Source organism: Schaalia sp. JY-X159 (assembly GCF_014525425.1).
In the GTDB taxonomy this organism is placed as follows: Bacteria; Actinomycetota; Actinomycetes; order Actinomycetales; family Actinomycetaceae; genus Scrofimicrobium.
The window spans coordinates 110,101-135,542 of the sequence record NZ_JACEXI010000003.1 but is presented as its reverse complement, the minus strand read 5'-3'; the positions used below and the strand labels follow the sequence as shown (position 1 = coordinate 135,542).

14 protein-coding genes are annotated in these 25,442 nt (G+C 62.6%); 10 read left to right on the top strand and 4 right to left on the bottom strand.

Annotation, left to right across the window (positions count from 1 at the left end):
- Positions 1-90 precede the first annotated feature (90 nt).
- Together IDL90_RS06190 and IDL90_RS06185 are read left to right on the top strand one after the other, a co-directional pair.
- Positions 91-1,596: an acyl-CoA carboxylase subunit beta gene (locus tag IDL90_RS06190; RefSeq protein ID WP_223175257.1), complete on the top strand. Its 1,506-nt coding sequence runs from the start codon at positions 91-93 to the stop codon at positions 1,594-1,596.
- A 77-nt stretch (positions 1,597-1,673) separates the two neighbouring features.
- Positions 1,674-10,976, top strand: a complete 9,303-nt coding sequence (locus tag IDL90_RS06185; RefSeq protein ID WP_187994803.1) for a type I polyketide synthase — start codon at positions 1,674-1,676, stop codon at positions 10,974-10,976.
- 121 nt (positions 10,977-11,097) lie between these two features.
- Here IDL90_RS06185 and IDL90_RS06180 read toward each other — a convergent pair whose 3' ends face one another.
- The 3 genes from IDL90_RS06180 to IDL90_RS06170 all read right to left on the bottom strand — a co-directional run bounded on the left by IDL90_RS06180 (position 11,098) and on the right by IDL90_RS06170 (position 13,410).
- The gene (locus IDL90_RS06180; protein WP_187994802.1) at positions 11,098-12,099 is read right to left on the bottom strand and encodes an SDR family NAD(P)-dependent oxidoreductase; all 1,002 of its coding nucleotides are present in this window, start codon (positions 12,097-12,099) and stop codon (positions 11,098-11,100) included.
- A gap of 220 nt (positions 12,100-12,319) precedes the next feature.
- Complete coding sequence (locus IDL90_RS06175) at positions 12,320-12,715, bottom strand: hypothetical protein (protein WP_182141250.1); 396 nt, start codon at positions 12,713-12,715, stop codon at positions 12,320-12,322.
- A gap of 59 nt (positions 12,716-12,774) precedes the next feature.
- Complete coding sequence (locus IDL90_RS06170) at positions 12,775-13,410, bottom strand: hypothetical protein (RefSeq protein WP_187994801.1); 636 nt, start codon at positions 13,408-13,410, stop codon at positions 12,775-12,777.
- 349 nt (positions 13,411-13,759) lie between these two features.
- Between IDL90_RS06170 and IDL90_RS06165 the strand changes: the two genes are divergently transcribed.
- Entirely contained in the window at positions 13,760-13,912 is a 153-nt protein-coding gene (locus IDL90_RS06165; RefSeq protein WP_187994800.1) for a hypothetical protein, read from the top strand.
- A 7-nt stretch (positions 13,913-13,919) separates the two neighbouring features.
- Complete coding sequence (locus IDL90_RS06160; RefSeq protein WP_187994799.1) at positions 13,920-14,414, top strand: holo-ACP synthase; 495 nt, start codon at positions 13,920-13,922, stop codon at positions 14,412-14,414.
- Here the strand turns inward: IDL90_RS06160 and IDL90_RS06155 are convergent.
- A complete protein-coding gene (locus IDL90_RS06155; protein ID WP_187994798.1) occupies positions 14,402-15,385 on the bottom strand; it encodes an acetylxylan esterase in 984 nt (327 codons plus the stop codon). The genes IDL90_RS06160 and IDL90_RS06155 overlap by 13 nt on opposite strands.
- Before the next feature lie 128 nt (positions 15,386-15,513).
- On the opposite strand from IDL90_RS06155, the gene IDL90_RS06150 reads away from it, so the two are divergent.
- The 6 genes from IDL90_RS06150 to IDL90_RS06125 all read left to right on the top strand — a co-directional run bounded on the left by IDL90_RS06150 (position 15,514) and on the right by IDL90_RS06125 (position 25,441).
- Positions 15,514-17,244 carry an ABC transporter ATP-binding protein gene (locus tag IDL90_RS06150; protein ID WP_187994797.1) on the top strand — a complete coding sequence of 577 codons (1,731 nt, stop codon included), beginning with the start codon at positions 15,514-15,516 and terminating at the stop codon, positions 17,242-17,244.
- Positions 17,244-19,214 (top strand): ABC transporter ATP-binding protein, encoded by a 1,971-nt coding sequence (locus IDL90_RS06145; RefSeq protein WP_187994796.1) that lies wholly within the window; start codon positions 17,244-17,246, stop codon positions 19,212-19,214. Before IDL90_RS06150 ends, IDL90_RS06145 begins: the two co-directional genes overlap by 1 nt.
- Positions 19,215-19,689: 475 nt before the next feature.
- Positions 19,690-21,312 carry a hypothetical protein gene (locus tag IDL90_RS06140; protein WP_187994795.1) on the top strand — a complete coding sequence of 541 codons (1,623 nt, stop codon included), beginning with the start codon at positions 19,690-19,692 and terminating at the stop codon, positions 21,310-21,312.
- 215 nt (positions 21,313-21,527) lie between these two features.
- Entirely contained in the window at positions 21,528-23,291 is a 1,764-nt protein-coding gene (locus IDL90_RS06135) for an ABC-F family ATP-binding cassette domain-containing protein (RefSeq protein WP_187994794.1), read from the top strand.
- 69 nt (positions 23,292-23,360) lie between these two features.
- Positions 23,361-24,332, top strand: coding sequence for an ABC transporter ATP-binding protein (locus IDL90_RS06130; protein ID WP_187994793.1), 972 nt, complete (start codon positions 23,361-23,363; stop codon positions 24,330-24,332).
- Positions 24,329-25,441 carry an ABC transporter permease gene (locus IDL90_RS06125; RefSeq protein WP_187994792.1) on the top strand — a complete coding sequence of 371 codons (1,113 nt, stop codon included), beginning with the start codon at positions 24,329-24,331 and terminating at the stop codon, positions 25,439-25,441. Before IDL90_RS06130 ends, IDL90_RS06125 begins: the two co-directional genes overlap by 4 nt.
- Position 25,442: the final 1 nt, after the last annotated feature.

Genomic DNA, 25,442 nt, shown 5'->3' with positions numbered 1-25,442 from the left:
GCGGCACTCGCGGAGTTCAACCACAGCGCCGACTCAGACAAGTCGGGCGTCCCGTCGGCGCGCGATTCCCACGCCGCCGAGGTCGCAGACCTGACCCGCCAGGCCGAAGAACGCGCCGCCGCCCGCCAACACAAGAACGACAAACTCACGGCCCGCGAGCGCCTCGAAACCCTACTTGACCCGGGCACTTTCGTTGAGATCGGCCAGTTCATGGGCGGGTCAATGAAGAACGGGTTCACGGGTGCCGCCGTCATCACCGGTCATGGCGAGATCAACGGCCGCCGCGTCGCGGTTTACGCCCAGGACTTCTCCGTGCGTGGCGGAACACTGGGTCGCGTCGAGGGCCAAAAGATCATCAACATCATGGATGTCGCCATGGAAATGCGCATCCCCATTGTCGGCATGCTCGACTCCGGCGGCGCACGCATCCAGGAGGGCGTGGTTGCGCTGACCCAGTACGGGCGCATCTTCCGTAAGTCGTGCAAGGCTTCGGGTTCAGTCCCGCAGATCTCCCTGATCCTCGGTCCGTGCGCAGGTGGCGCCGTTTACAGCCCGGCCCTGACCGACTTCGTCATCATGACCCGCGAGCACAGCCACATGTTCGTCACCGGCCCCGAAGTGGTCCGCGCGGTGACAGGTGAGAAGGTTTCCTTCGAGGAGCTCGGCGGCGCCGAAGTCCACAACTTCCAGTCCGGCGTCGCCCACTACCTAGCGGATGACGAAGAGGACGCCCTCGAGTACGCGCGGTCGCTTCTCACCTACCTTCCGTCCTCGTTCGAGGAACCCGCCCCCACGTACGACTACCAGCCCGACCCGGACGAGGCCGCCCTGGCGCAGAAACTTGGCGACCTGGTGCCCGAATCGACGAGGACGCCCTACGACGTCATCCAAGTCGTGCAAAACCTGGTGGATCACGGCGAGTTCGTCGAGGTCCAAGCCGGTTTCGCAAAGAACATCGTCATCGGCTTCGCGTGCATCTCCGGACATTCTGTGGGGATCGTCGCCAACCAGCCTCTGCACGAGGCCGGAACGCTGGACGTTGACGCCTCTGAGAAGGCCGCCCGGTTTGTTCGCCTCTGCGACGCCTTCAGTCTCCCGATCATCACCCTGGTTGACGTGCCCGGCTACCGCCCCGGCACCCAGCAGGAACAGGCCGGCATCATCCGCCGCGGCGCCAAAATGATCTTCGCCTACGCCAATGCCACCACCCCGATGATCACCATTGTCCTGCGCAAAGCGTACGGCGGGGCATACATCGTCATGGGGTCGAAGTCGATCGGCGCCGACATGAACTTCGCATGGCCGGGCGCTGAGGTGGCCGTCATGGGTGCCGATGGCGCCGTGTCAATCATGAACCGACGCGACATCGCCGCAGCCCAGGAGGCAGGCGAGGACGTTGGCAAGGTCCGCGCAGCCCTCGTCGCCCAGTACACAGAGGAATCCGTCAACCCTGATCTGTCGGTGGCCGAGGGCGAGTTCGACGCCATCATCACCCCGGCCCAAACCCGCGACGCAATCGTCGGGTCACTTGAGTTGCTCCAGACCAAACACCGCCCCGTCTCCGGGTCGAAGCGCCACGGAAACGGACCACTGTAATGACCCCCTCGACGCAAAACACCAACGCTTTCTTGACAGCCGCAAGCGGCACCGCACAACAAACGGGAGATTCAAACATGACCAGCTACTCCGCGCCTTTCTACCTCACGCTCGGTGGCGATGGGGGCACCCCGTACGCCCTGTCGTTTGCAGGGCAGGCAACTCCGTGGCAGGAGGCGCTGGCCGAGTTGACGACCCGCAAAGATGTCGCCAGCGAAGTTAAGGACCTCATTGATGCAGGTCAGGTCCTGCTTGCTCCACTTGGGCGGTCGCTGGCGGTCGTTGCTGGCGCGCCGGTCACCCTTCCTTCTCTTCTTTCTGCCGACGAGGGCGCTCCCGCCGCTTCCATGCCCGGCATCCTGCTGACCCAGTTCGCGACGCTTCTTGACCTGGCTGCTGAGGGCTTTGATGCGCGGGTGCACTCCCCGATCGCCGCGGCCGGTCACAGCCAGGGCATTCTTGGTGCGGCCATGTTTGAGGCCTGGGTTGATGGCGACTACCAGAAGATTGCGGCCATCTATGCGTTGACCGAGTTGATGGGAGTGGCTGTTACCGCCGCGACCCGCTCGGGCGGGGCCCGTCCTGTTGGCGGCAAGTTCCCGATGCTGGCTGTTGTTGGCGCCTCCCCAGTCCAGGTTCAGGCCTTGATTGCTGACGCTGGCCTTGAAGGCGAAGTGACGGTTTCGCTGCGCAACAGTTCAGAGCAGGTTGTTGTTTCCGGGGCCCCTGCCGATCTGGAGCAGATCCAGTTGGCGGGCCAGAAGGTTCAGGCCGAGGACGAGGCACAGATTGCCGCGAAGGTTCGCGGCGGTAAGCCTTTCGCTCCCCGCTTTGCGTACCTGCCGGTTGCGGCTCCTTTCCACTCCCCGCTGCTGGCGGGCGCCCTCGAACAGGTTCGCGCCTGGGCGGCTGATGCCGGTATCGATGCGGCGCTAGTTGAGGACCTGGCTCCCGCCGTGCTCACCGAACCTGTTGATTGGGCGGCCGAGGTCGAGCCGCTGGTCGAAGCCGGTGCCAAGTGGATTCTTGATATTGGTCCGGGTGATGCCCTGGCTCGCATCACCACCCGGGTGCTTCTGGGCAGCGGGGTTGGCGTGGTTGAGGCGGGAACCGTTGCTGGTCGCGACACATTCCTCACCTCGACGGCGCAGTTTGATGCGCCTGTGGACTGGGCTGCCTACCAGCCCAAGGTGACGACCCTTCCCGATGGTCGCCGCACCGTTGAGACCGCATTTAGCCGCCTCACCGGCCGCTCCCCCGTCTTGCTTGCGGGCATGACGCCGACAACCGTTGACCCAGAAATCGTCGCCGCCGCGGCCAATGCGGGTTACTGGGCTGAACTGGCCGGTGGCGGGCAGGTCACCGAGCCTGTCTTTGCGGAGAACTTGGCGAAGCTGAAGAAGCTTCTCAACCCGGGTCGCGCCGCGCAGTTCAACGCCATGTTCCTTGACCCCTACCTGTGGAACCTGCAGTTCGGTGCCCAGAGCATTGTCACCAAAGCCCGTGCCGCGGGTGCGCCTCTGGATGGCGTGGTGATTTCTGCGGGCATCCCCGAGCTTGAAGAGGCCACGCAACTCATCACTGACCTGCAGGCAGCCGGCTTCCCCTATGTTGCATTCAAGCCGGGCACCACCGCGCAGATTCGCCAGGTCGTCACCATTGCCCAAGCTGTTCCAGAGGCCGCGGTGATCGTTCAGGTCGAGGACGGCCACGCTGGCGGGCACCACTCCTGGGAGAACCTGGACGACCTGCTTCTCGCCACATACGCTGACATCCGCAACACCCCCAACCTGGTGCTTTGTGTTGGTGGCGGCATCGGCACTCCGGAGCGTGCTGCCGACTACATTTCCGGGCAGTGGGCACTGGCTCACGGCCGCGCCCTGATGCCGGTTGATGGCGTCCTCATTGGTACGGCTGCCATGACGGCGTTGGAGGCAAAGACAACCGCTGAGGTCAAGCAGCTTTTGGTTGACACCGCCGGTGTTTCCATCCCCCCGACCGAAGACACCCTGGGCGGCTGGGTTCCAGCCGGATCCACCCGCGGTGGCGTCACTTCCGGCCAGTCCCACCTGCGCGCGGATATTCACGAGGTCGATAACGCTGCGGCGCGCTGCGCCCGCCTAGTTTCCCAGGTTTCTGGCAACGAAGAGGCCGTCCTGGCGCGCCGTGATGAGATCATCGCCGCCCTCGACGCCACCTCGAAGCCCTACTTCGGCGACGTCGACAAGATGTCGTACCTGGAGTGGGCGCGCCGCTTTGCAACCCTCTCCGCCTCCCCCATTGACGGGTCGTGGAACGACGTCACCTGGATCAACCGCTTCCAGCTGCTGCTGCAGCGCATCGAGGGTCGCCTCTCTAACAAGGAATCCGGCAAGATCGCGACGATCTTCCCCGACCTCGACTCCGCACGCGACGCAAAGGGCGCGGTTGACCGTTTGGAAGAGACCTACCCGAATGCTGCAAGCACCCGGGTGACCCCGACGGATGCGGCCTGGTTTGTGGACCTGTGCCGCAAGTACCCCAAGCCGATGCCTTTCGTGCCCGTCCTCGACTCCGACCTGCTGCGCTGGTGGGGTCAGGACAACCTGTGGCAGTCCCAAGATCCGCGTTACACCGCGGATCAGGTACGGATCATTCCCGGCCCGATCTCCGTTGCCGGCATGACCCGTGTCGATGAACCCATCGGTGAGCTTCTGGGCCGGTTTGAGACCGCCACAGTGGAACGCCTCGAGGCTGCGAACGCCCCACAGGAGACCCTGTTCGCACGCCTTGGCGATTCAAAGACGCCCGAGGAGTTCCTCCTCAATGTTCCCTACGTGACCTGGAGCGGCAACCTGGTCGACAACCCTGCCCGGGTTGTTCCGGCCGACATGCTGAAGATTGCAAGGCGTGAAGACAGCGACGTTTACGACCTCGTCGTCTCCCTTGACACCGCGTGGGACAACACGCCCGGTGGCGACAACCTGCACGCGGTTCGCAAACTGACCGTGCCGCTGGCGATCGGAGAGCAAACGGATGACGGCGGCTACCCGGTTGTTGACCGCGACGCCCTGCCGGAACACATGTTTGCGCTGCTTGCAGCCACCGCGGGTGTCGGTGGGGAGACCATTACCGGCGACCCCATCACCGCACTCCCCACCATGGTCTCCTCTGAGGACTCCGTCTTCGGGGAAGCCCACTGGACCTTCACCATCAACCGGGCGCTAGCCGACATGCACCGCGGCGCCACCGGTGAGGCCCTGCCCGCCCGCTTCGAGCTGGACACATGGACCCCGGACGCGATCCTTGGCCTGTGCTGGCCCGCCATCTATGCGGCGCTCGGCTCCGCCCTCATCGAGGGTAACTACCCTGTCATCGAGGGTCTGCTGTCAGCAGTCCACCTGGACCACACTGCGCGCCTCTACGTTGATGTTGACGACCTGCTGGACGAGGACGGGTCAACACAGTTGACCGTTGTTGCCCGCACCACCGGCCTCGACGAATCATCCGCTGGCCGCGTTGTTACCGTGCAGGAAGCCCTCTACCACGACGGGCAGGAAATCGGCTTCTTCCAAGAGCGCTTCGCCATTCGCGGTCGCATCGGCTCCGACTCAGTACCGGTTGATGTGCCCGCCGCTGCGGGTCTGGCGGTCGGAGTGACCGACACCCCGCGCTCGCAACTGCGCCGCGCACGGGTGGTCGCACCGGCAAACATGACGACATTCGCCAATGTTTCCGGCGACTTCAACCCCATCCACACCTCGTACGCTGCGGCTCGGGTGGCGGGTCTGGAAGACGCCCTCGTCCACGGCATGTGGCTGTCGGCCGTGGCGCAAAACCTGGTGGAGGCGCGTGAGGGAAAGCAGCCCGGCTACCGCATCACCGGATGGACCTACAACATGTACGGCCTGGTCAACCTCAATGATCCCGTTGACCTGACGGTGGAACGCGTCGGGCGCATCCCCGGTGGCGGCCTGCTGCTTGAGGTGACGGCGAAGATTGACGGACAGATCGTCTCACGCGCCACCGCGACGACCGCTCCCCCGACGACCGCCTACGTTTACCCAGGTCAGGGCATCCAGCGTCAAGGTATGGCGCTGGAAGAGATGGCGACCTCCGACGCTGCGCGCGAGGTTTGGGAGCGGGCCGACCGCCTCACCCGTGACGCCCTCGGCTTCTCCATCCTCACCGTCGTGCGCGACAACCCGACGGAGATGGTTGTGGGTGACCAGGTGCTCCGCCACCCTGATGGCCTGCTCAACCTGACCCAGTTCACCCAGGTGGCGCTGGCAACCGTCGCGTTCGCACAGACGGCACGCCTCCGTGAAATGGGTGCGCTGGTGGATCGCGCTTACTTCGCCGGACACTCACTTGGCGAGTACAACGCCCTGTCTGCTTACGGCGAGGTGTTCCCGTTGGAAAACGTCCTCGAAATCGTCTTCCACCGCGGGTCAACCATGCACCACCTGGTGCCGCGTGACGACAAGGGACGCTCCAACTACCGCATGGGCGCGCTGCGGCCCAACCAGTTCGGCATCGGTGATGACGAGGTCGTTGCCTACGTCGACTCAGTTGCTGAGAAGTCGGGTGAGTTCCTGCAGATCGTCAACTTCAACCTGGCCGGGCAGCAGTACGCGATTGCCGGCACCATTGAGGGGCTCAAAGCTCTGAACGAGGACGCTTCCGCTCGCGCCGCCGCCGCTGGGGGCAAGGGTCCGTTCATGTACGTGCCGGGCGTCGACGTGCCGTTCCACTCGCGCGTGCTCCGTGACGGCGTGCCCGAGTTCCGCGACAAGCTGGAAAGCCTGGTCCCCGCGGATACTCCCTCTGAGCGCCTGATTGGCAAATACATCCCCAACCTGGTGGCGCGGCCATTCGAGGTGACACGCTCCTTCGCGCAGGCCATCCTCGATGAGGTGCCATCCGAGCCGATTGCCGCCCTCCTCGCTAGTGATGAGGCTTGGGAAGCGGCAGCCGCCGACGAGGACGCCCTGGCCCGCCTGCTACTCATTGAGTTGCTGTGCTGGCAGTTCGCATCCCCGGTGCGCTGGATTGAAACCCAGGACCTCATGTTCACCCCCGTTGAAGACGGCGGGTTGGGCGTTGAGCGTCTCATCGAGATCGGCCTGGGAGCATCCCCGACGCTGGCTGGTCTGGGTGAGAAGACACTGAAGCTGGATGAGTTCTCCGGTTCGTCCTCGGCCGCCCTCAACGTCCAACGCGACGAACAGGTTGTCACCTGCGTCGACGTGCGATTTGTGGACGACGAGGACGAGGACGCCGCCTCTGACGAAGATTCCGCAGCCGCCGACCTTCAGACGTCGTCGGCAGTCGCAACCCCCGCCGATGCTGCCAAGTCAACACCCGCACCCGCCGAAGCCGACTACGTTCCTGCCGCCACGGTGCCCGCGCCTGCCGCTCCGGTGGCTGACGCAGGTGGTCCTTCGGGCGCCGACGTTGCGGACATCCCGTTTGCGGCCTCGGACGCCATCAAGGTCCTCATGGCCTACACCAACAAGTTGCGTCCCGAGCAGATCGATGCCGGCGACACGACCGACACTTTGACCGCGGGTGTTTCCGCACGTCGCAACCAGTTGCTGATGGACCTGTCGGCAGAGTTGGGTCTGCCGTCGATCGACGGCGCGGCTGATGCGAGCGTTGGCGAACTGGCGATCTCCGTCGACAAGTTGGCCCACCACTACAAGGCCTTCGGCCCGGTGCTCACCGAAGCGATTCGTGACCGCCTCCGCAAGGTACTGGGTGGCGCGGGCGTGAAGCCGACCTTCGTCGGTGACCGCGTGCGTGAGGTGTGGCAGCTCGGTGACGGCTGGGCCAACGCGACAACCGCGCAGGTCCTGCTGGGTTCGCGTGAGGGCGATTCGGCGCGAGGCGGGGAGCTTGCTTCCCTCGCGACCTCCGCCGGATCCAAGGCTGAGGCCGAGGCGATCGTTGATGCGGCAGTCGGGCAGGTCTCCGCGATGCGTGGCATTGCAGTGTCACTGCCCTCGGCTGGCGGCGCAAACGGTGGCGGAGGTGGAGTTGTTGACTCCGCGGCCCTTGACGCATACGCCGACAAGGTCACCGGACCATCGGGAGCCCTTGCGCAGACCGCGAAGCACCTCCTCGAGGTGCTTGGTCTGGAAGGTGTCGGCCTCCTCCCCGCAGGGTTTGCAAGTGAAGACGAGGAGCGCCTCGCAGACGCCCTCGCCGCCCGCACCGTTGAGGCCGAACTGGGTCCGCGCTGGGTTGAGATGGTCCAGCCGCGGTTCAGCGCCGCAAAGGTCGTCCTCATCGACGACCGTTGGGCTAGTGCTCGCGAAGACCTGGCTCGCGTCTGGAACGCTGCACCTGAGGATCGTCCCGCCCTCGTCACCTTCGGTGGCGCCGGGGAAACCGTGGCCAAGCACGCCACGTGGTGGGCCGACAAGGCGCGCCACGAGGGACGCGATGAACTGGCCGACTACTACACCGAGGCGGCCCAGGCTGCGACCTCGAACCCGGATCTTCCGTTCGCGGGTCAGGTTGCAGTTGTCACCGGCGTAACCCCGGCCTCCATTGCCGGGGCTGTCTCCGCCCGACTCTTGCGTGGTGGGGCAACGGTGATCGCGACCTCGTCCAAGGTTGACGCGGCACGCCTCGCATTCGCCAAGGATCTCTACGCCAAGAACGCCGCGGGAGATGCGGCGCTGTGGCTGGTCCCAGCGAACCTGGCCTCCTACCGGGACGTGGACGCCCTCGTCGAATGGATCGGCACTGAACAGGACAAGGTGGTTGGCGCAACCAAAGAGATCGTCAAGCCGGCCTTGGTGCCCGACCTGTTCTTCCCCTTCGCGGCGCCCCCGGTCATGGGTTCAATGGCGGATTCGGGCGAGCAGTTTGAAGCGCAAGCACGTCTGCTGCTGTGGAGCGTTGAGCGCGCCATCAGCAGCCTGGCGGCGCTTGCGGATCGCAGCGCGAAGGCCAAGCGTGTCCACGTGGTCCTTCCCGGCTCCCCCAACCGCGGCATGTTTGGCGGAGACGGAGCGTACGGTGAGACCAAGGCGGCTTTCGACGCCATCACCAACCGTTGGTCGGCCGAATCGATCTGGGCGCGCGGCACGACGCTGGCTCACCCGAAGATCGGTTGGGTGCAGGGCACGGGTCTGATGGGCGGCAATGACGCCCTCGCACCCGCGGCACGCAAGGCGGGGATCCGCACCTACACGACGGACGAAATGGCTGATGAGCTGGTCGCGCTGTGCACGGCCGAGGCTCGCACGAACGCCCTCGAGGGCCCGCTTGATGCTGACCTGACCGGCGGGCTCGCCATGGGTGTTGACTTCAAGGCACTGCAGGCGGCGGCAGCAGCTGATGCTGCGGCGACGGCGGACGACTCAGACATTGCGGAAGACGTGGCGCTGATTCCAGCGCTCCCCTCCCCCCCACAGGCCAAGTTGGCCTCCTACGACCCTGCCGAGTGGGCTGGTGTCAACGCCAACCTTGAGGACATGGTCGTTGTCGTCGGGATCGGCGAAGTCGGACCGTGGGGCAGCGCCCGGACCCGCTGGCAGGCGGAACTCGGCCTCGAAAGTGATGGCGAGGTCGAACTGACCCCGGCGGGCGTCCTCGAACTAGCCTGGATGATGGGCCTGATCACCTGGGCGGAATCCCCCGAGTCGGGCTGGTATGACGCTGACGGCAATCTGGTGGAGCCGGGCGATATCTTCGATCGTTACCGCGATGAAGTCGTGGCGCGGTCGGGTGTGCGCTCCTTCATCACCGACGCCGGGATCGTTGACCGGGGCAGCCAAGAAGATGCGGCGGTGTTCCTCAACACCGACGTCACCTTTACGGTCCCGGACCGCGAAACCGCTGAGTCGTACGTGGTCGAGGACGAGCGCCTCACCCGCATCCGCCCCCTCGAAGATGGCGAATGGGAGGTGACGCGACTGGCGGGTGCGCAGGCACGACTGCCGCGTCGCGCCACGCTGACACGCACGGTTGGGGGGCAATTCCCCACCGGTTATGACGCCTCCAAGTGGGGTCTGTCACCAGCGCTGCTGGAAGGCATGGACCGGATCGCAGCGTGGAACCTGGTTAGTGCGGTGGATGCGTTCCTCACCGCCGGGTTCTCCCCTGCCGAGTTGCTGCAGGCCATTCATCCCGCAGACGTCGCGTCAACCCAGGGCACCGGGTTCGGTGGAATGACCTCAATGCGCAAACTGTTCGTGGACCGCTTCCTTGGTGAGGAGTACCCGCAGGACGTCCTCCAGGAAACCCTGCCGAACGTGGTTGCGGCGCACACCATGCAGAACTTCATTGGCGGCTACGGTCCCATGGTTCAGCCGGTCTCCGCATGTGCGACCGCTGCGGTTTCGGTCGAGGACGGCCTGGACAAGATTCACGCTGGCAAGGCCAAGTTTGTGGTTGCTGGCGCGACCGATGACCTGTCGGTGGAATCACTGGTGGGCTTCGGGTCGATGAATGCGACGGCGAACTCTGCGGAAATGGCGGCGAAGGGCTTGAATGAGCGCTTCTACAGCCGAGCTAATGACCGCCGTCGCGGTGGGTTCATTGAGTCGCAAGGTGGTGGCACGGTGCTGCTGGCACGCGGTGACCTAGCGGCTGAACTGGGCTTGCCGGTGCTGTCGGTGGTGGCATTTGCACAGTCGTTCTCGGATGGGATCCACACTTCGATTCCGGCGCCGGGACTGGGTGCGTTGGCAGCGGCGCGAGGTGGGAAGGACTCCCGCCTGGCGGTCTCCTTGGAGGCGCTGGGGTTGGGCGCGGATGACATCGCGTTTGTGTCGAAGCATGACACCTCGACAAATGCCAATGATCCCAACGAGTCTGATCTGCACAGCCGCGTGGCCGCCGCCCTCGGACGCACAGAGGGCAACCCCATGTATGTGGTGTCGCAGAAGTCGATGACCGGTCACGCGAAGGGTGGAGCCGCGGTGTTCCAGATTTCGGGTGTTGGTCAGGTGTTCCGCGACGGGGTGCTGCCGGGCAACAAGTCGCTGGACTGCGTCGATGAGGCGCTGGCGAAGAACCCGTGGCTGGTGTGGCTGAAGCAGCCACTGGCTGTTGGGCCCGTGAAGGCGGCGCTCGTGACGTCGCTGGGCTTCGGGCATGTCTCGTCGTTCCTGGCGCTGGCACACCCGGGCGCGTTCGAGGCGGCCGTGTCTGGCGCGCTCGGCGATGAGGCGCGGGCTGCTTGGCGCCAGCGGGCCCTGGCTCGACTTGAGGAGGGCGCCCACGACCTTGAGGCCGGGATGCTGGGGCGTGGGGATCTGTTCACGCCGGCGCCGGACCGCAGGTTGCCTGAGGAGGGTGGCCAGGTCGCGAAGGAGGCCGAGGCAGCGATGCTGCTAGACCCCAACGCGCGACTGGGGGCTGACGGGCGTTACACCAAGGCGTAGCCGCTAGCGGGGTATGGGGAGCGCTACGCCAAGGCTTGGCCGCTCCCCATACCCGGCCGCCCCTACTGCACCCCGGCCCTCCCCCGGCCCTTCGACCCACCGGCGACCACCGTTCCCGCCCCTACTGCACCGACCAGCCTCCGTCGGTGGGGAGCAGAACGCCGTTGACGTGCGAGGAGTCCTTACTTAGGAGCCAAGTAATCGCCGCGGCCTGCTCATCGGCGGTGGCAATCGGGGGGAGCAGTTCAAGGAAGGGGGCCATGCGTTCTTTGGCAAAGTCGGACTTGAACGATCCCTCGATGCCGGTGGCCGTCCCACCGGGTGCGACAGCATTGACCCGTATACCGTGCGGTCCGTAGAGGAAGGCTTCACTCTTGGTCATTCCCGCAATGGCATGCTTGGAAGTGCCGTAAGCGGTGCCTGCTGCATTACCGCGTAGTGCAGCCTGGCTGGCGACGTTGACGATTGAGCCGGACTTTGCCTCAAGCATGAGCTTCAGCACCGCACGGCTGATCTTGAATGTCCCGGTCACATTGACGCGCATGACACGATCCCAAACTTCATTGCTGACTTCGTGCAAGGGCAGCATGCCGTCCATGATGCCTGCGACGTTCGCTAGGCCCTGCACACTGTCGCCTGCTGCGGCCATGATGGCATCCACGGTTTCGTCCTCGGTAATGTCGCCGGCAACAGGGACGACGCGACCTCCAGGGATGGACGCCGCAATCTCATCGAGCCGTTCCGCGTTCATGTCGACCGCAATGACCCGCCCGCCTTCGCGCACGACGCGCTTCAAAGTTGCGAGGCCGATACCCGACGCGGCTCCGGTGATGATTATGGTTTGATCTGCAAATCTTTGTACCGGGTCAATGGTGTCGTCAGGCAGTTCAGGCATTACTCCGTCGTTGGCCGCCAGCACCAGTTCGGTGACGACAGATTCGGGGAATCTTCCCTGGCTGAGTCCGGGCAGTGCGTCGACTGGGATTTGACTCAGTTGACGCAGAGCCGCTTCGTCAATCCCCATTTTCGCCATGACGTCTTCTATCAGAGGGCGTCCCTTCGGGTGGTCCATCCATTCGGAAAACGTCTGATGTCCTGTGAGCGATTGGGTTGAATCTGACATGTAGTTCTCTCCTTTGAGATCGCCGGGTCGGAGACACCGACAGGGAGTGCCGGGCCGCCAACACCGACGGTTTTCACTTGAATTCCCTTGCATCCTCCAGCGGAAACGCTGTTCCTCAACCCTACCGGACAATCTTGTCCGGTAGGAAGAGGTAATCAACGAGGGCGTCCATAGCGTACGCAACCTAACCGACACGCAGACTCGCATGCGTACTCAGGTTCTAGATCGGGAGCACTGCACGCGCCACGATCGCGACAAGCACGGCCCAAGTCATAGACACGAGCGTGCCGAGCACGAACTTCTCCGATGCCTCCGGCGTTCCAAGTTCCTTAAACCGACCTAGGCCTTTGACGGCAACTATCACAGCAATCAGGGAAACCTGCCCCATCAAGATGGCGCCGGCAACTGCAAATCTCTCAATGAAGCCAATCCAAAGTCCCCCGCGTAGCACCGACGGGTTCTGGTCGCCGGACGCACCCCGCGAACCGGCACGCTGAGCGCCCTCCGAGTTTCGCCGCGCGGACGCCCTCAACGTCAAGAGCACGATCGGCCAACCCGTGACAGAAGCAAGAAGGAGAACAACGAGTTCCACTAGTAACCGCAAAGGTTCCGCCACTGGCCCCTCCTTACTCTGCTAGGCCCCATTCGAAAACCAGCACCCATTCCATCCCGGCTTCACTGGTCCGAAGACGAGCCTCTATCCGCCTCTTCCAGAAGACGCTCAAGAAGCGGGATTGCCTCCCGCTCTACCTTCCATTCCGCAGCTTGGAGCCGCTGACTAAGCGCCTGCCGAGTGATACCCATTCTGGGGGCAACCTCCGACATTGTTAACTCTGACGCGGAGGCATCCATGGCGTCAATGGCTTCCCACCCGGCTTCCGTCCTCGTCTGCCACAGGGTGGCCAAGAGTCGAAAATACGCAGAAATCTCTTGCGACTGCCTACCACTCGGTGACCGAAATGCAACGGACGGACGCGCACGCTTCGCCTCTTCTACCGCGGTACGTGCGAGGACGAACGCCTGCCCGCGCGCGCTTCTCACAGAGTCTGGCAACGGATCTTCCACCGCGCCCACCGCCACACCTATGGACCAACCCCCGACGCGCACTAGGTCGCGCACTACGGCGATCACGCCGGCAGCCGAGCGTAGGAGGCACTGGAACTCGTCCCCGACAGTCCGTTCAATGGGCAGCACCAACGAGGTCGAAGCACCCTTCGGGCCCCGCAGCACGTCCTCGACCCGCCGCATTGCGGCAGGAACAAGGTCTTCGGCACCACGCGAGCCTCGCTGGTCAACATCAATCACGAACATCCCGCAAGTCTAATCTCTTGCGTTTGTGTCTGCAAGGTTTTTTACTTTCGCACCTGTCACACGTTGTGGGCGGAAGGCGATCGTCCAGCGTCGGTCCGTCGCCGGCACCACTTGTTCACTCCGTCGCCAGCATCCACCTAACCTGTCCGCCGCCAGCATCCACCTGACCGGTCCCTTCGGTCCCCCACGGGCTGCTCGGTCCCACGGAGGTCGAATCCGAGGTCGAATTGACCCCAGTCGACGCCCTGCGGAGCTCCGAGGACCCTTTGGGGGACCGAGGGCGACGCGAAAGCGGGCACTCGCTGAATGCAACCAGACGCCCACGCCCTCGTCCCCGTAAGATTGCTCCATGACTAACAACGAAGATGGTTTCAACCCAGACAACAGCCAACTGGACCTTGCGGCAGCGTCCTTCGACACCGATGCAGTCACCCTTGGCGAAGGCGCAAACCCCGAGGCGCTAGTGGGCGAAGTGCTCGCCGAAGACGACCTCGACGACTAGGTCCGCAGTGGCACCGGACCGGACCGCCGTACGCCCGCCGGGAATCCCCAAGGGTGTGCGCGTCCTCGGCATCGGCACCGACATCGTCCACATCCCCGATCTGGCTCAGCAGATCAGCACGGTCGGGTCGCGGTTCGCAGAGCCGGGCGTGGTTTTCACCGCCAGGGAACTCCGCCGCGCAGAGTTGCGCGCAACCCACAAAGGCGACCGTCTCGCAGACCACCTGGCGGCAGTATGGGCGATTAAGGAAGCTGCGCTCAAAGCGTGGGTTGCGGCGCTCGAAGCCAGCGGGACACCCCTCCCACTACCAGTCGACGGAGTTGTGTGGTCAGAAATCGTCGTGAGTCATACGCCCTCGGGCGTTCCATCGGTGCACCTCACGGGGACAATGGCTAACGCCTTCACGACGACTGTCCCGGTGCCAGACCCGAGATGGCACGTCTCCGCATCCCACGACGGAGACTACGCCCTCGCCTTCGCGGTCCTCGGCTACGCGGAATAGCCAAGCAGGTCCCGAACCCACTTGATTTGCTTGCGCACCTGATACGGGCCACCGCCCTCGTGCCCGTTGAACGGGTACACCTCCATCGCGGTCTCACCCCGACACCAGTTGCGCGCGGCGAACCCGGTTGACGGCGGAGTCGTCTCGTCCATGAGACCCACGGAAAATAGTCCGGGAGCCACGATCCGCTTTGCGAAGTTGACGCAGTCAAAGTATGACAGCGTGTTGAAGACGAGGCCGATGTCATCCCGTTTGACACTGAGATAGTCAACAATCTCCTGATACGGGTACGCGGCCGTGAGCCCAATGGCCCGCTCAAAATTGCACAGGAACGGCACGTTCGCCATGAATCCGGCGGCATTCCCGTCGAGGGCGGACGCCGCCAATGCAATCGCGCCGCCCTGGCTACCGCCCGTTGGGATCACACGGGTTGGATCCACGCCGGGGAGCAGCCTTGCGATCTGCAACGCATGTGCAGCGTCTGTAAAAACGCGCCGGTAATAGTAGGTATGCGGGGAGCGGATCCCCCGGGTCATGAAGCCACCGCCGGATGCATCCGTGTCGGCGGTGTCGCCCGTGTCACCGCCGCCACTCCAACGTGTTCCCTGCCCGCGTGTATCCACAATGAGGTGGGCGAGGCCGGAAGCCGCCCACGTGAGGTGCTCTTCGACCAGTCCACGTCCGCCACCGTAACCGACGAACTCAACAATGATTGGCAGCTGTTCTGTGACTCCGGCCGGGCGCGTGTATCGAGCGTGGATTACTTGGCTTCCAAAGCCGGGAAACGTCACGTCCCATGCATCGATGACATGAAGTGTGGACCGCGATGGCGTCATCGATATGGCCGAGGACGGGTCCTTCACACTGTGCTCAGCCAGTGTTGCGGCCCAGAACTCGTCAAAATCTGCTGGCTCCCTAACGTCAGGACGGTAAGCCTGAAGTTCGACGAGTGGATAATCAAGAAAGGGCATGGTCGTACTAACTCCGCGTGGCTGCTCGACGTTGAGGGTTTGGTGAACAGGACAAGGTTACCGCTCTGGAATGCTCCGGTGAAAAACGGCACGTGCCAAATGTCGGAGGGTGCGCTTAGTATTTGGGAATGTTAGGAAAACTGCTGGCCAGGTACCTTGGGCCCTACAAGTGGTACATCGTCGGCGTCATCGTGTTTCAGATGGTGTCGGTCATCGCCGCGCTTTACCTACCAACACTGAACGCACAGATCATCGATCAGGGTGTTGCGCAGGGCAATATCGGGTTGATTTGGCAACGTGGCGGGTGGATGCTGGCGATCGCATTCATTCAGATCACTGCGTCCGTGCTGGCGCTCCTTCTTGCTGCGCGCGCCGCCATGGCAATGGGTCGTGACATCCGCAATGCGGTCTATACCAAGGTCTCGGGCTTCTCAGAACGTGAGGTGAACCATTTTGGTCCTGGCTCCCTGATTACGCGCAATACGAACGACGTGCAGCAAGTGCAGATGCTGACCATGATGGGTTCAACCATGCTGGTCATGGCACCTTTGATGGCCATCGGCGGGATAGTAATGGCTCTGCGTCAGGATGCTTCCCTGTCGTGGATTCTCGCGGTTGCCATCCCTGTTTTGCTGGTCGCCGCAGGACTTATCATGGTTCGGTTGATTCCCCTGTTCCGCGAATACCAAGAACGGCTCGACACCGTGAACCTGGTTCTTCGTGAGCAGCTCACGGGGGTCCGTGTGGTGCGCGCCTTCGTTCGTGAACGGGTTGAGGCCGCACGCTTCTTGGTTGCGAACACCGACATCATGGTCGTTGGCCGCAACGTTGGCTCAATCTTTGTCCTCATGTTTCCGCTGGTGATGTTGATCCTTAATGTCACAACCACGGCTGTGCTCTGGTTTGGAGCCATCCGCATCAATGACGGGACCATGGAAGTCGGAACGATCATGGCATTCATGCAGTACATTGCCCAGGTTCTCTTCGGGATTGTCATGGCAACCTTCATGGCGATGATGTTCCCGCGGGCAGTTGTTTCCGCGGAACGCATCACCGCGGTCCTCAACTCAAAGTCCACTCTGGAGGATCCTGCAGATCCCGTCCTTGTTCAGCCCCGTCCCGGTGAAGTGGCGTTCAAGGACGTGTCGTTTACGTTCCCTGACGCGGAAGAGCCCGTACTGGCGAACATTTCCTTCGTTGCACCCAAGGGGCAGACAACGGCCGTAGTTGGCTCGACGGCTGCGGGGAAGACAACCATGGTCAACCTCATCCCTCGCTTAGTCGACGTGACAGGCGGGGCGGTCCTTGTCGGTGGCGAAGATGTGCGGAACCAGGAACTCGAGAACCTGTGGTCGACCATTGGCTACGTGCCGCAGAAGCCTGTTCTCTTTGCCGGTACAGTGGCCACGAACCTGCGCTTCGGAAATGAACATGCAACGGATGAAGAACTTTGGGCTGCATTGCGCGTTGCCCAAGCAGAGGATTTCGTCGCAGATATGGAAGGACAACTCGAGGCGAGGATTTCCCAGGGCGGAACGAATGTTTCCGGCGGGCAGCGCCAACGCCTTTCCATTGCGCGCGCCCTTGTTCGCAACCCGAAGGTTCTGATTTTTGACGACTCTTTTTCCGCCCTCGACCTTACGACGGATGCCCGACTGCGCGCAGCGCTATGGAAGGAATTCCCAGATACCACCAAGATTGTCGTCGCACAACGAATCTCAACGATCACTGAGGCAGAGCAGATTTTGGTAATCGAGGACGGACGGGTTGTTGGATCCGGCACGCACGCTGAACTACTCAAGACAAGTCCCACTTATGTGGAGATTGTTGAGTCACAACTGGGCGCGGAGGTGTCCTGATGACTGATGTGAACCCCACCCCACTCAGTGATGAAGAAGTACTGGAGATTGCAGAATCCGCCGCAGCCAACGCGGGGATGAGCGGGGCTGAAGGTGTCGCTCGAAAAGCGAAGCACTTCTGGCCCTCATTCTGGCGAATGATGGGGCTCCTGAAGCCCTACTGGATCCGCATGATCCTTGTGACAGTTGTCGGTGCCGCCTCCGTGGTGTTGACGGTGCTTGCGCCACGGATTCTTGGTCGCGCCACCGACGTCCTCTTCTCTGGGTACATCTCCAATCAAATCCCCTCAGGTGTAACGACAGAGCAGGCCATTGCGGGTTTGCGCGCTGCTGGCCAAACTGAAATGGCCGACATGGTAGCGAAGATGGACGTCACTCCGGGTGCTGGGATCGACTTCAATCAGCTGGCGAATATCCTTCTCTTAGTCTTGGCTCTTTACGTTGGTGCAGCAGTGTTTTCGTGGCTGCAGGGATACGTCCTCAATCGGGTCATGGTTCGGGCAATGTGGAAGCTCCGTGGGGAGGTTGAAGACAAGATCAACCGTCTTCCCCTGTCGTACTTTGACAGGGTCAAACGCGGGGACTTGATCTCCAGGGTCACGAACGACATCGACAACATGACCAACACTTTGCAGCAGTCAATGTCTGGGGCCATCACCTCTGTCTTCACAGTGATTGGCGCGCTCGTGATGATGCTGACCATCTCGTGGCAACTCACTTTGATCGCCCTGGTGTCGTTCCCCCTCCTGGGCGTCATCTTCGGGATCATCGGCCCAAAGTCGCAGAAGGCATTCAGCCTGCAGTGGCTGAAGGTTGGCCGCTTGAATGCCCGCGTTGAAGAGTCGTTCTCAGGGCACGCCCTCGTCAAAGTCTTCGGACAGCAGAAGCGCTTTGAGAAAGAGTTTGCTGATGAGAATGAGGAACTCTATGAGGCCGCATTCAAGGCCCAGTTCCTCTCGGGCCTGATGATGCCGATGATGAGCTTCATTGGCAACCTGGTCTATGTCGGCATTGCGGTGGTAGGTGGCGCGATGGTCGCTGGAGGCTCTCTGTTGCTGGGTAGTGTGCAGGCATTCATCCAGTACTCAAGCCTCTTCAACCAACCACTTGCCGAACTGGGCGGAATGGCAGCATCCGTCCAGTCTGGAGTTGCATCAACTGAACGCGTCTATGAGCTTCTGGATGAGGCCGATGAGGTGCCGGACAATCCCGATGCGCCAGCACCGGTTGAAGGCCAGGGACGGATTGAGTTTGAACACGTAAGGTTCAGCTACTCCCCGAACAAGCCACTGATTGAGGACCTCTCGTTTGTCGTCGATCCGGGCCAGACGGTCGCAATCGTCGGCCCAACCGGGGCTGGCAAGACCACTCTGGTGAACCTGCTGATGCGGTTCTATGAGCTGGACGGAGGCAAGATCACGGTGAATGGGCAGGACATTGCACAGCTCAAACGGGACGATGTTCGTCGTCGCACCGGTATGGTGCTGCAGGATCCATGGCTATTCGCCGGGACGATCAACGACAACATTCGCTACGGCAATGAAGATGCGACTGACGAACAGATCATCGCTGCGGCAAGAGCGACCTACGTAGACCGTCTGGTACGCCAACTGCCGAGGGGCTATGAGACAGAGTTGGATGAGGACGCTTCGAACCTTTCCGCGGGTGAGCGCCAGTTGTTGACAATTGCCCGCGCATTCGTGGCGCAACCGCCGATCCTGATCTTGGATGAGGCGACTTCGTCGGTTGACACCCGCACTGAGCGTCTACTCCAGGATGCGATGAATGCCCTGCAGAAGGGACGTACTTCCTTCGTCATTGCGCACCGGCTCTCAACTATTCGTGAGGCAGACCTGATCCTGGTGATGGAGAATGGCGCGATTGTTGAGAAGGGCACTCACGAAGAGCTGATCCGCAGCCGCAGCGCCTACTGGCGTCTGTACAACTCGCAGTTTGAGGGCGCGCTCTAATCGGGCGGCTCTAATCCGGCCGCTCTAGTCCGGCGGCTCTAAGTCCGGCGGCTCTAGTCTCGACCAAGGCGACCCGCCCAAGGCAGTGCCCGACACCCAAGCCTCGGCACCGGGCACCGGCGCCCACGCCCACGCCCATGCCACGAGGGAGTGCCCCGGCTCCCACACCCAGGCCCACGCCCACGCCCACGCCCACGCCACGAGGCAGTGCCCCGGCACCCACACCCAGGCCCGCGCCCACGTTGTGAAATGTTTACGTGGGGGCCAAATGATCGCGTGGGGTACTCACCCCAGAGGCACATTTCGTCCCAACGTATACATTTGGGGGACTCCCCCCTAAGGTTGCCGCCGACACATAAGGTTGCCGCCGTTCGTGCGAATTCCAGGCAACCTTACGTGTCGGCGGCAACCTTAGAGACCGGAGCAGGTGACGCCTGCGACTCTAAGGGCTCGGCGCACGCCCTACGATAGACACGTGACCTCCTCCACCCTCGCAGCCCATCGCGCAGCCGAACTGAGAGACGCCCAGAGGCGTTCGCAGGATGGCGGCTCGGGCTCGCAAGATGGCGGCTCGGGTGGGCCGGACGACTCGGGTGGGCAGGGCGGCTCAAGTTGGCGTGGCGATACAAGTGGGCAGGGCGGCTCAAGTCGGCGGGGCGGCGGCTCAGGGTTGCGCCGCCAACGCAGCCGACACTTCTACACACGCCTCGGCATCGGATCACTGCTGTGGGCTGCCGGAGCAATCTGGGCCCTACTCGGGGTTCTACTGTCATGGGACTGGATGGCTGCGCTCACCACCGACTTGCGTTTTCCGGACCAAGTATGGGGTGACAAACTGAGTCGACCCCTCCACGACCTCGGATTGGGACTGCTCGTCGCGTTGTCGGCCATCTTCGCAATCTGCTGGTTGGTCACCAAGGACCGAGCCAACGCGCGCTACAACGCGGCGGCCAAGGTTGGGACAGTCCTGCGGTGGCTCGTAGTCGCTCTCTCCGTCACCCTGCTCGTAATGGTCGGAACTTCCGCGAGCACATCTGTGCGGTACTGGTGGCTGATTTTTCCCGGAGAGGTCGGTGCAGGCGGAGCGTTGCTATGCATCCTCGCAGGTGCAGCAACACTTCCCTCACTAACAGCTGTTGAACGCCGAGGCATCATAGATATCCCTCGCGCATCAAGGGTTGGCAGCGCCATGTTCGTCGTCGGCTTGCTCGTCGCCGCCCAGCTGTCCCCAAATATCTTCAACGCAACCCAGGTCACCCACAAAGTTGGCTCGGTAGTGTCGCAAGTGAACGTCACCGCCGACACGTGGACAACCACCTGGCGTGGCGCCCACAACCCTGTCACCATTTACTCTTACACGCCCCAAACGACTGCCCTCACCATGTCGCAGGCAACCAGGAGCCGTGACCTCTTGGCGCTCCTCGACACTCGAACGGGCGAAATTATCTCAGCGATGAGTGCGCAGGACGCACTCGCCACCGGCCTCGATGCCCTGCTTTATTCCCGCACCTCTGACGCAGAACACCGCCTTTTCGACCAAACTCTCGTGTTCTTCAACCAGATTCCCGTCACCATCTCACGCGAGGGCGAACGCCTCACGGCCAGGTCTGACGTGCCCGGTTCCACCTGGGACGCCGCAAACAGCACACTTTCGCGCGGGCTGCTCGGCGTTGACCTCGTAACCGGTGAGGATTGGCTTGTCGGTAGCAGCGGCGGTTGCACGCGGATTCCCGCAACCAGCGACGACGGCGAGTGGATAGCGAACGCCGATGCCATCGTGATGCTGCAGGTCTGCAACGCGGAACTGTCAGGACAGAACTGGAGCGCTCCGTCCGGCCTCGAACACACGATCGCGCCACTAGCGGGGACGGTCTTCGCAATCTCGCCCGAGGACGGGACCACGCTCTGGCACGCAGACCTCCCGAACTGGGACGACTACATAGCCTCCACCGGCATGTTGTTTCCCCAAACCCGCACCGGTGAACTCGATATCTCGTTCACCGCGAGCCCCCGAGACTCATCCGCCGAGTTGAAACAGGCCCGAGTCAGCGTTTCCGGGCACTCCCTAGATTTCCATCTGCTCACCGGACCCGAGTGACCCCATCCCTGGCGGCGCACGCGTGCAGCACGGGCAGCACGCACGCCCACTAGGGCTACGCACCCCTTGCGGGGAGGCGCAATCCCGCGTTAGCCTAGCTGCGTGTTCATTTAAGTGATTCAGTCCTGCGCCCGCGGCCCCCTGCGCTCTGCCCCCTGCAGACCTGGGAACACTGGCCCGGCAGGTTCTTCTCAACTCTTGAGAGATCACCGAACATGACCCCACAGAACTCCCGCACACACCTGCGCGTCGACGGCATTTCGAAGTCCTTCCCGGACCGGCGCGTCCTCACTGACGTTTCACTGACCGTCTCAGCGGGCGAGGTCGTCGGCCTAATCGGCGAGAACGGCAGCGGAAAGACCACCCTCCTCAAGATCATCGCGGGCCTGCTCGAGGCCGATTCCGGCGCGGTATCCGCCGAGGGCGCAGGATTTACACCCACCCTTGGGCTTCTCCACCAGGAGCCCCCGTTTTCACCTGACGCAACGGTCCTGGAAGCCCTTGAGGATGCCGTCCAGCCCAGCCGCGACGCGGAACATGAGTTGTCCGAGGCCGCCACCGACCTCGCCAACCACCCGGCAAGCTCCCAGGCCGAAAACCGCTACGCAGACGCTTTACATGAGGCCGAACGCCTCGACATCTGGACCCTCGACTCTAGGATTGCAACGACCCTGAGCGCCCTTGGCCTCGACTCGGTCCCCCCTTCGAGGCCGACACGCACACTTTCAGGCGGCCAGAAGGCTCGCCTCTCCCTGGCGTGGCTTCTGCTCAGTAAGCCCGATGTCCTCCTGCTCGACGAACCCACCAACCATCTTGACGACGCGGCGATCGCGTTCCTGAGAGATTCGCTCGCGACTTGGCACGGCCCCGTGCTGTTGGCCAGTCATGATCGAGCATTCTTGGACGAGGCCGCAAGCGTCCTCGTCGACCTTGATCCGGCACCGCGCGCTCACACTCTGGTCCGCGACAGGCAGGATGGCGCCTTCTCCAGTGGCCTTGGGGTGACGCGGTTTTCTGGGAACTACTCTGACTACCTGGCTCACCGTCAGGCAGAGCGTGAGCGTTGGGAGCGCCGTTTCCGTGACGAGCAAGCCGACCTCAAGCGTCTGCGAGCTTCCGTGAAATCCAGCCACACGGTTGGCCACGCGGATTGGAGTCCGCGCACCGAGTCACGCATCGCGAATAAGTTCTATGGGGACCGCAACGCGAAGGTTGTTTCACGCAGGGTGAGTGATGCAGAGCGGCGGCTCGCTGATCTGGAAGAGGACCAGGTCACAAAACCTCCACGTCAGTTGCAGTTCAGTGGGCTTGGAGCTCCCACCGGGGCAGATGTGGAACGCAGTGCCCTTGCAGCGAGCGGCATCACCGTTGCAGGTCGGCTCCGCGAGGTGTCCTTTTCCCTCTCGAAGGGCGAACACCTCCTGGTGACGGGCGCAAATGGCTCTGGAAAGTCGACGTTACTCGCTGTTCTGGCTGGGAACCTGCAGCCCACGACAGGAAGCGTGACGCTGCCAACAGGGGGTAACAGGCCGGACTCGCGCAGCAAGCCAAGAAGCCACAGCAGGCCCGGCGGCCGCGGCACGGTCGGCCTGCTCAGCCAGCACGTCCTAATCGCGGATCCGAACGATCGCGGCCAGGGCAGAACCGCAGCCCAGGCTTACGCCGACATCGTCGGCGAGGGACTTGCTGAAGCAATCCCTCTCTCATACTTCGGACTCCTCGAACCCCGCGATCTCAGCAGACCTCTGTCTTCCTTGAGTGTCGGTCAGCAAAGACGCGTCCAATTGGCCGGACTGCTGGCGGTCCCGCCGGAGCTCCTACTTCTCGACGAGCCCACCAATCACCTGTCGCTTGCACTGGCAACAGCGTTGGAGGCCGATATTCCCCACTATCCGGGGAGCGTGATTATTGCCTCCCACGACCGCTGGCTTCGCCAGCGATGGCACGGCAAGACCCTGAATCTAGACGGAAAACCCTAGCCCAACCCGGCCCGCGGAGCGCTTCCCGGAGCTTGGAGACCCCAACGCGAGGCCTGTAGCCTGGAATCCATGACTCTAACAACGCATCACCTCAGCCGCCGTTTCGGCGACCGTCTGGCCGTTGATAATGCCAGTTTTTCTGTTGAACGAGGGCGCCTCACCGGTTTCGTGGGTGCCAACGGCGCTGGGAAGACTACGGTCATGCGCATGATCTTGGGCGTCCTCGCCCCCTCCGCCGGAACGGTAACCCTGGACGGCGTGGAACTGGACCAGGCCACTAGGCGTTCCTTCGGCTATATGCCTGAGGAACGCGGCCTCTACCCCAAGATGGCTCTGCGTGAGCAGATGATCTACTTCGCGCAACTGCACGGCCTCTCCAAGATGCGGGCGGCGGCGAACAGTGATGAGCTGTTGGAACGCCTCAATCTCACAGACCGCGCGAAAGACCCGATTGAGAATCTTTCTCTGGGTAACCAGCAGCGCGCCCAGGTCGCGGTGTCCCTGGTGCACAGCCCGACCGCGTTGATCCTTGACGAACCCTTCAGCGGACTCGACCCCATGGCGGTCGACGTTATTCTTTCCGTCCTCACGGAGAACGCCCGCCGCGGAATCCCACTTCTGCTGTCCTCCCACCAACTGGACGTGGTTGAACGGCTTTGTGACGACCTGGTGATCATTTCCGAGGGGCGGATTCTAGCCGCCGGCAGCATCGAAGACCTGCGCCGCGAGCACACCAGAGACCGTTTCCGCCTTGTCGCACCCCAGGATCTGGGGTGGGTTGCAGCCTTCCCCGGCGTTGCCGCGGTCGAGGCGCAAGAGGCCACTTCCGAATGGGGCCAACCCCCTGTCAGCGATCTTGTCCTGACGGTTGAGGGCGCTCCCGATACCCAGCAGGCCACCATGCGCGCCCTGGTCGCGGAAGTGACTGCGCGCGGGCCCCTCACCAGTTTTGGCGCAGTGACAACACCACTTTCCGTTATCTTCCGAGACGTCGTCGAGGGCACCACCAGTGACGAAGACTCCCAGGAGGCCACATCATGACCACCCCTACCGCAAACCCAGTTCACGCAACTTGGCTGGTCGCCAGACGCGAAGTGTTGTCCCAGGTCCGTACCAAGTCCTTCATCATTTCCACCGTGATCCTGCTTGTCGCCGTCTTCGCCACCACTGTTTTTGGTGGCATTGTTGCAGACCGTGGCACCAACGCGACCCCCGTGGCGGTCGTTTCCGAAACTGAAGAGGTCCTTGCCGGAGCGCCGATGATCGACCTGCATGTCGCCCCGGATGACGCGACGGCGATTCAGTGGGTCGAGGACGAAACCGTTGATGCTGCCGTCATCCCCGTAACCAACTCTGATGCCCCTCTGCCTTACAAGGTGGTCGCCCGCGACGAAGTCCCCACAATGGTGACCATGGCGACGTCAATTTCTCCTGAAGTGGAGCTGCTGGATCCTGGATCGTCAGATGAGGAGTGGGGTCTCAACTACATTATTTCCCTGATTTTCGGCATCATTTTCATGATGGCGGTGATGACTTTTGGGTCGACAATCGCCCAGAACACGGTGGTTGAGAAGCAGACGAGGACGGTGGAGCTGCTAGTTTCCGCGGTTTCCTCAAGGGTCCTTCTAGCCGGCAAAATCCTCGGTATCTCACTCTTGGCAATAGGTCAGACCGCCGCGGTTGTTCTGGCGGGCGTCCTCGGCCTAGTGATCACAGGGCAGGGTTCACTCCTGTCAATGCTCACTGCCCCGATGCTGTGGTTTGTCGTCTTCTTCATTTTTGGCTTTGTGTTGTTTGCGGCCATTTTCGCGGCCTCTGCCTCACTGGTTTCCCGTATCGAGGACACAGGTTCGGTACTATCCCCCGTCATCATGCTGGTGATGGCGCCGTACTTCATTGTGATCTTGTTCGGCACCAACCCGACAGTCATGGCGGTCTCTTCCTATGTGCCCTTCACGTCGATTGTGGCCATGCCGGTACGCATGTTCATGGGTGGCGTGGACTGGTGGGAGCCGGTTTTGTCCCTGCTGATCCTGGCACTTAGTGATGCCGTCGTGATTGCGATTGCCGCCCGAATCTACCGTTCGTCTGTGCTGCGAACCGGGCCCCGCCTAAAGCTGAAAGAAGCATGGGCGGGTGACCGCAACTAGC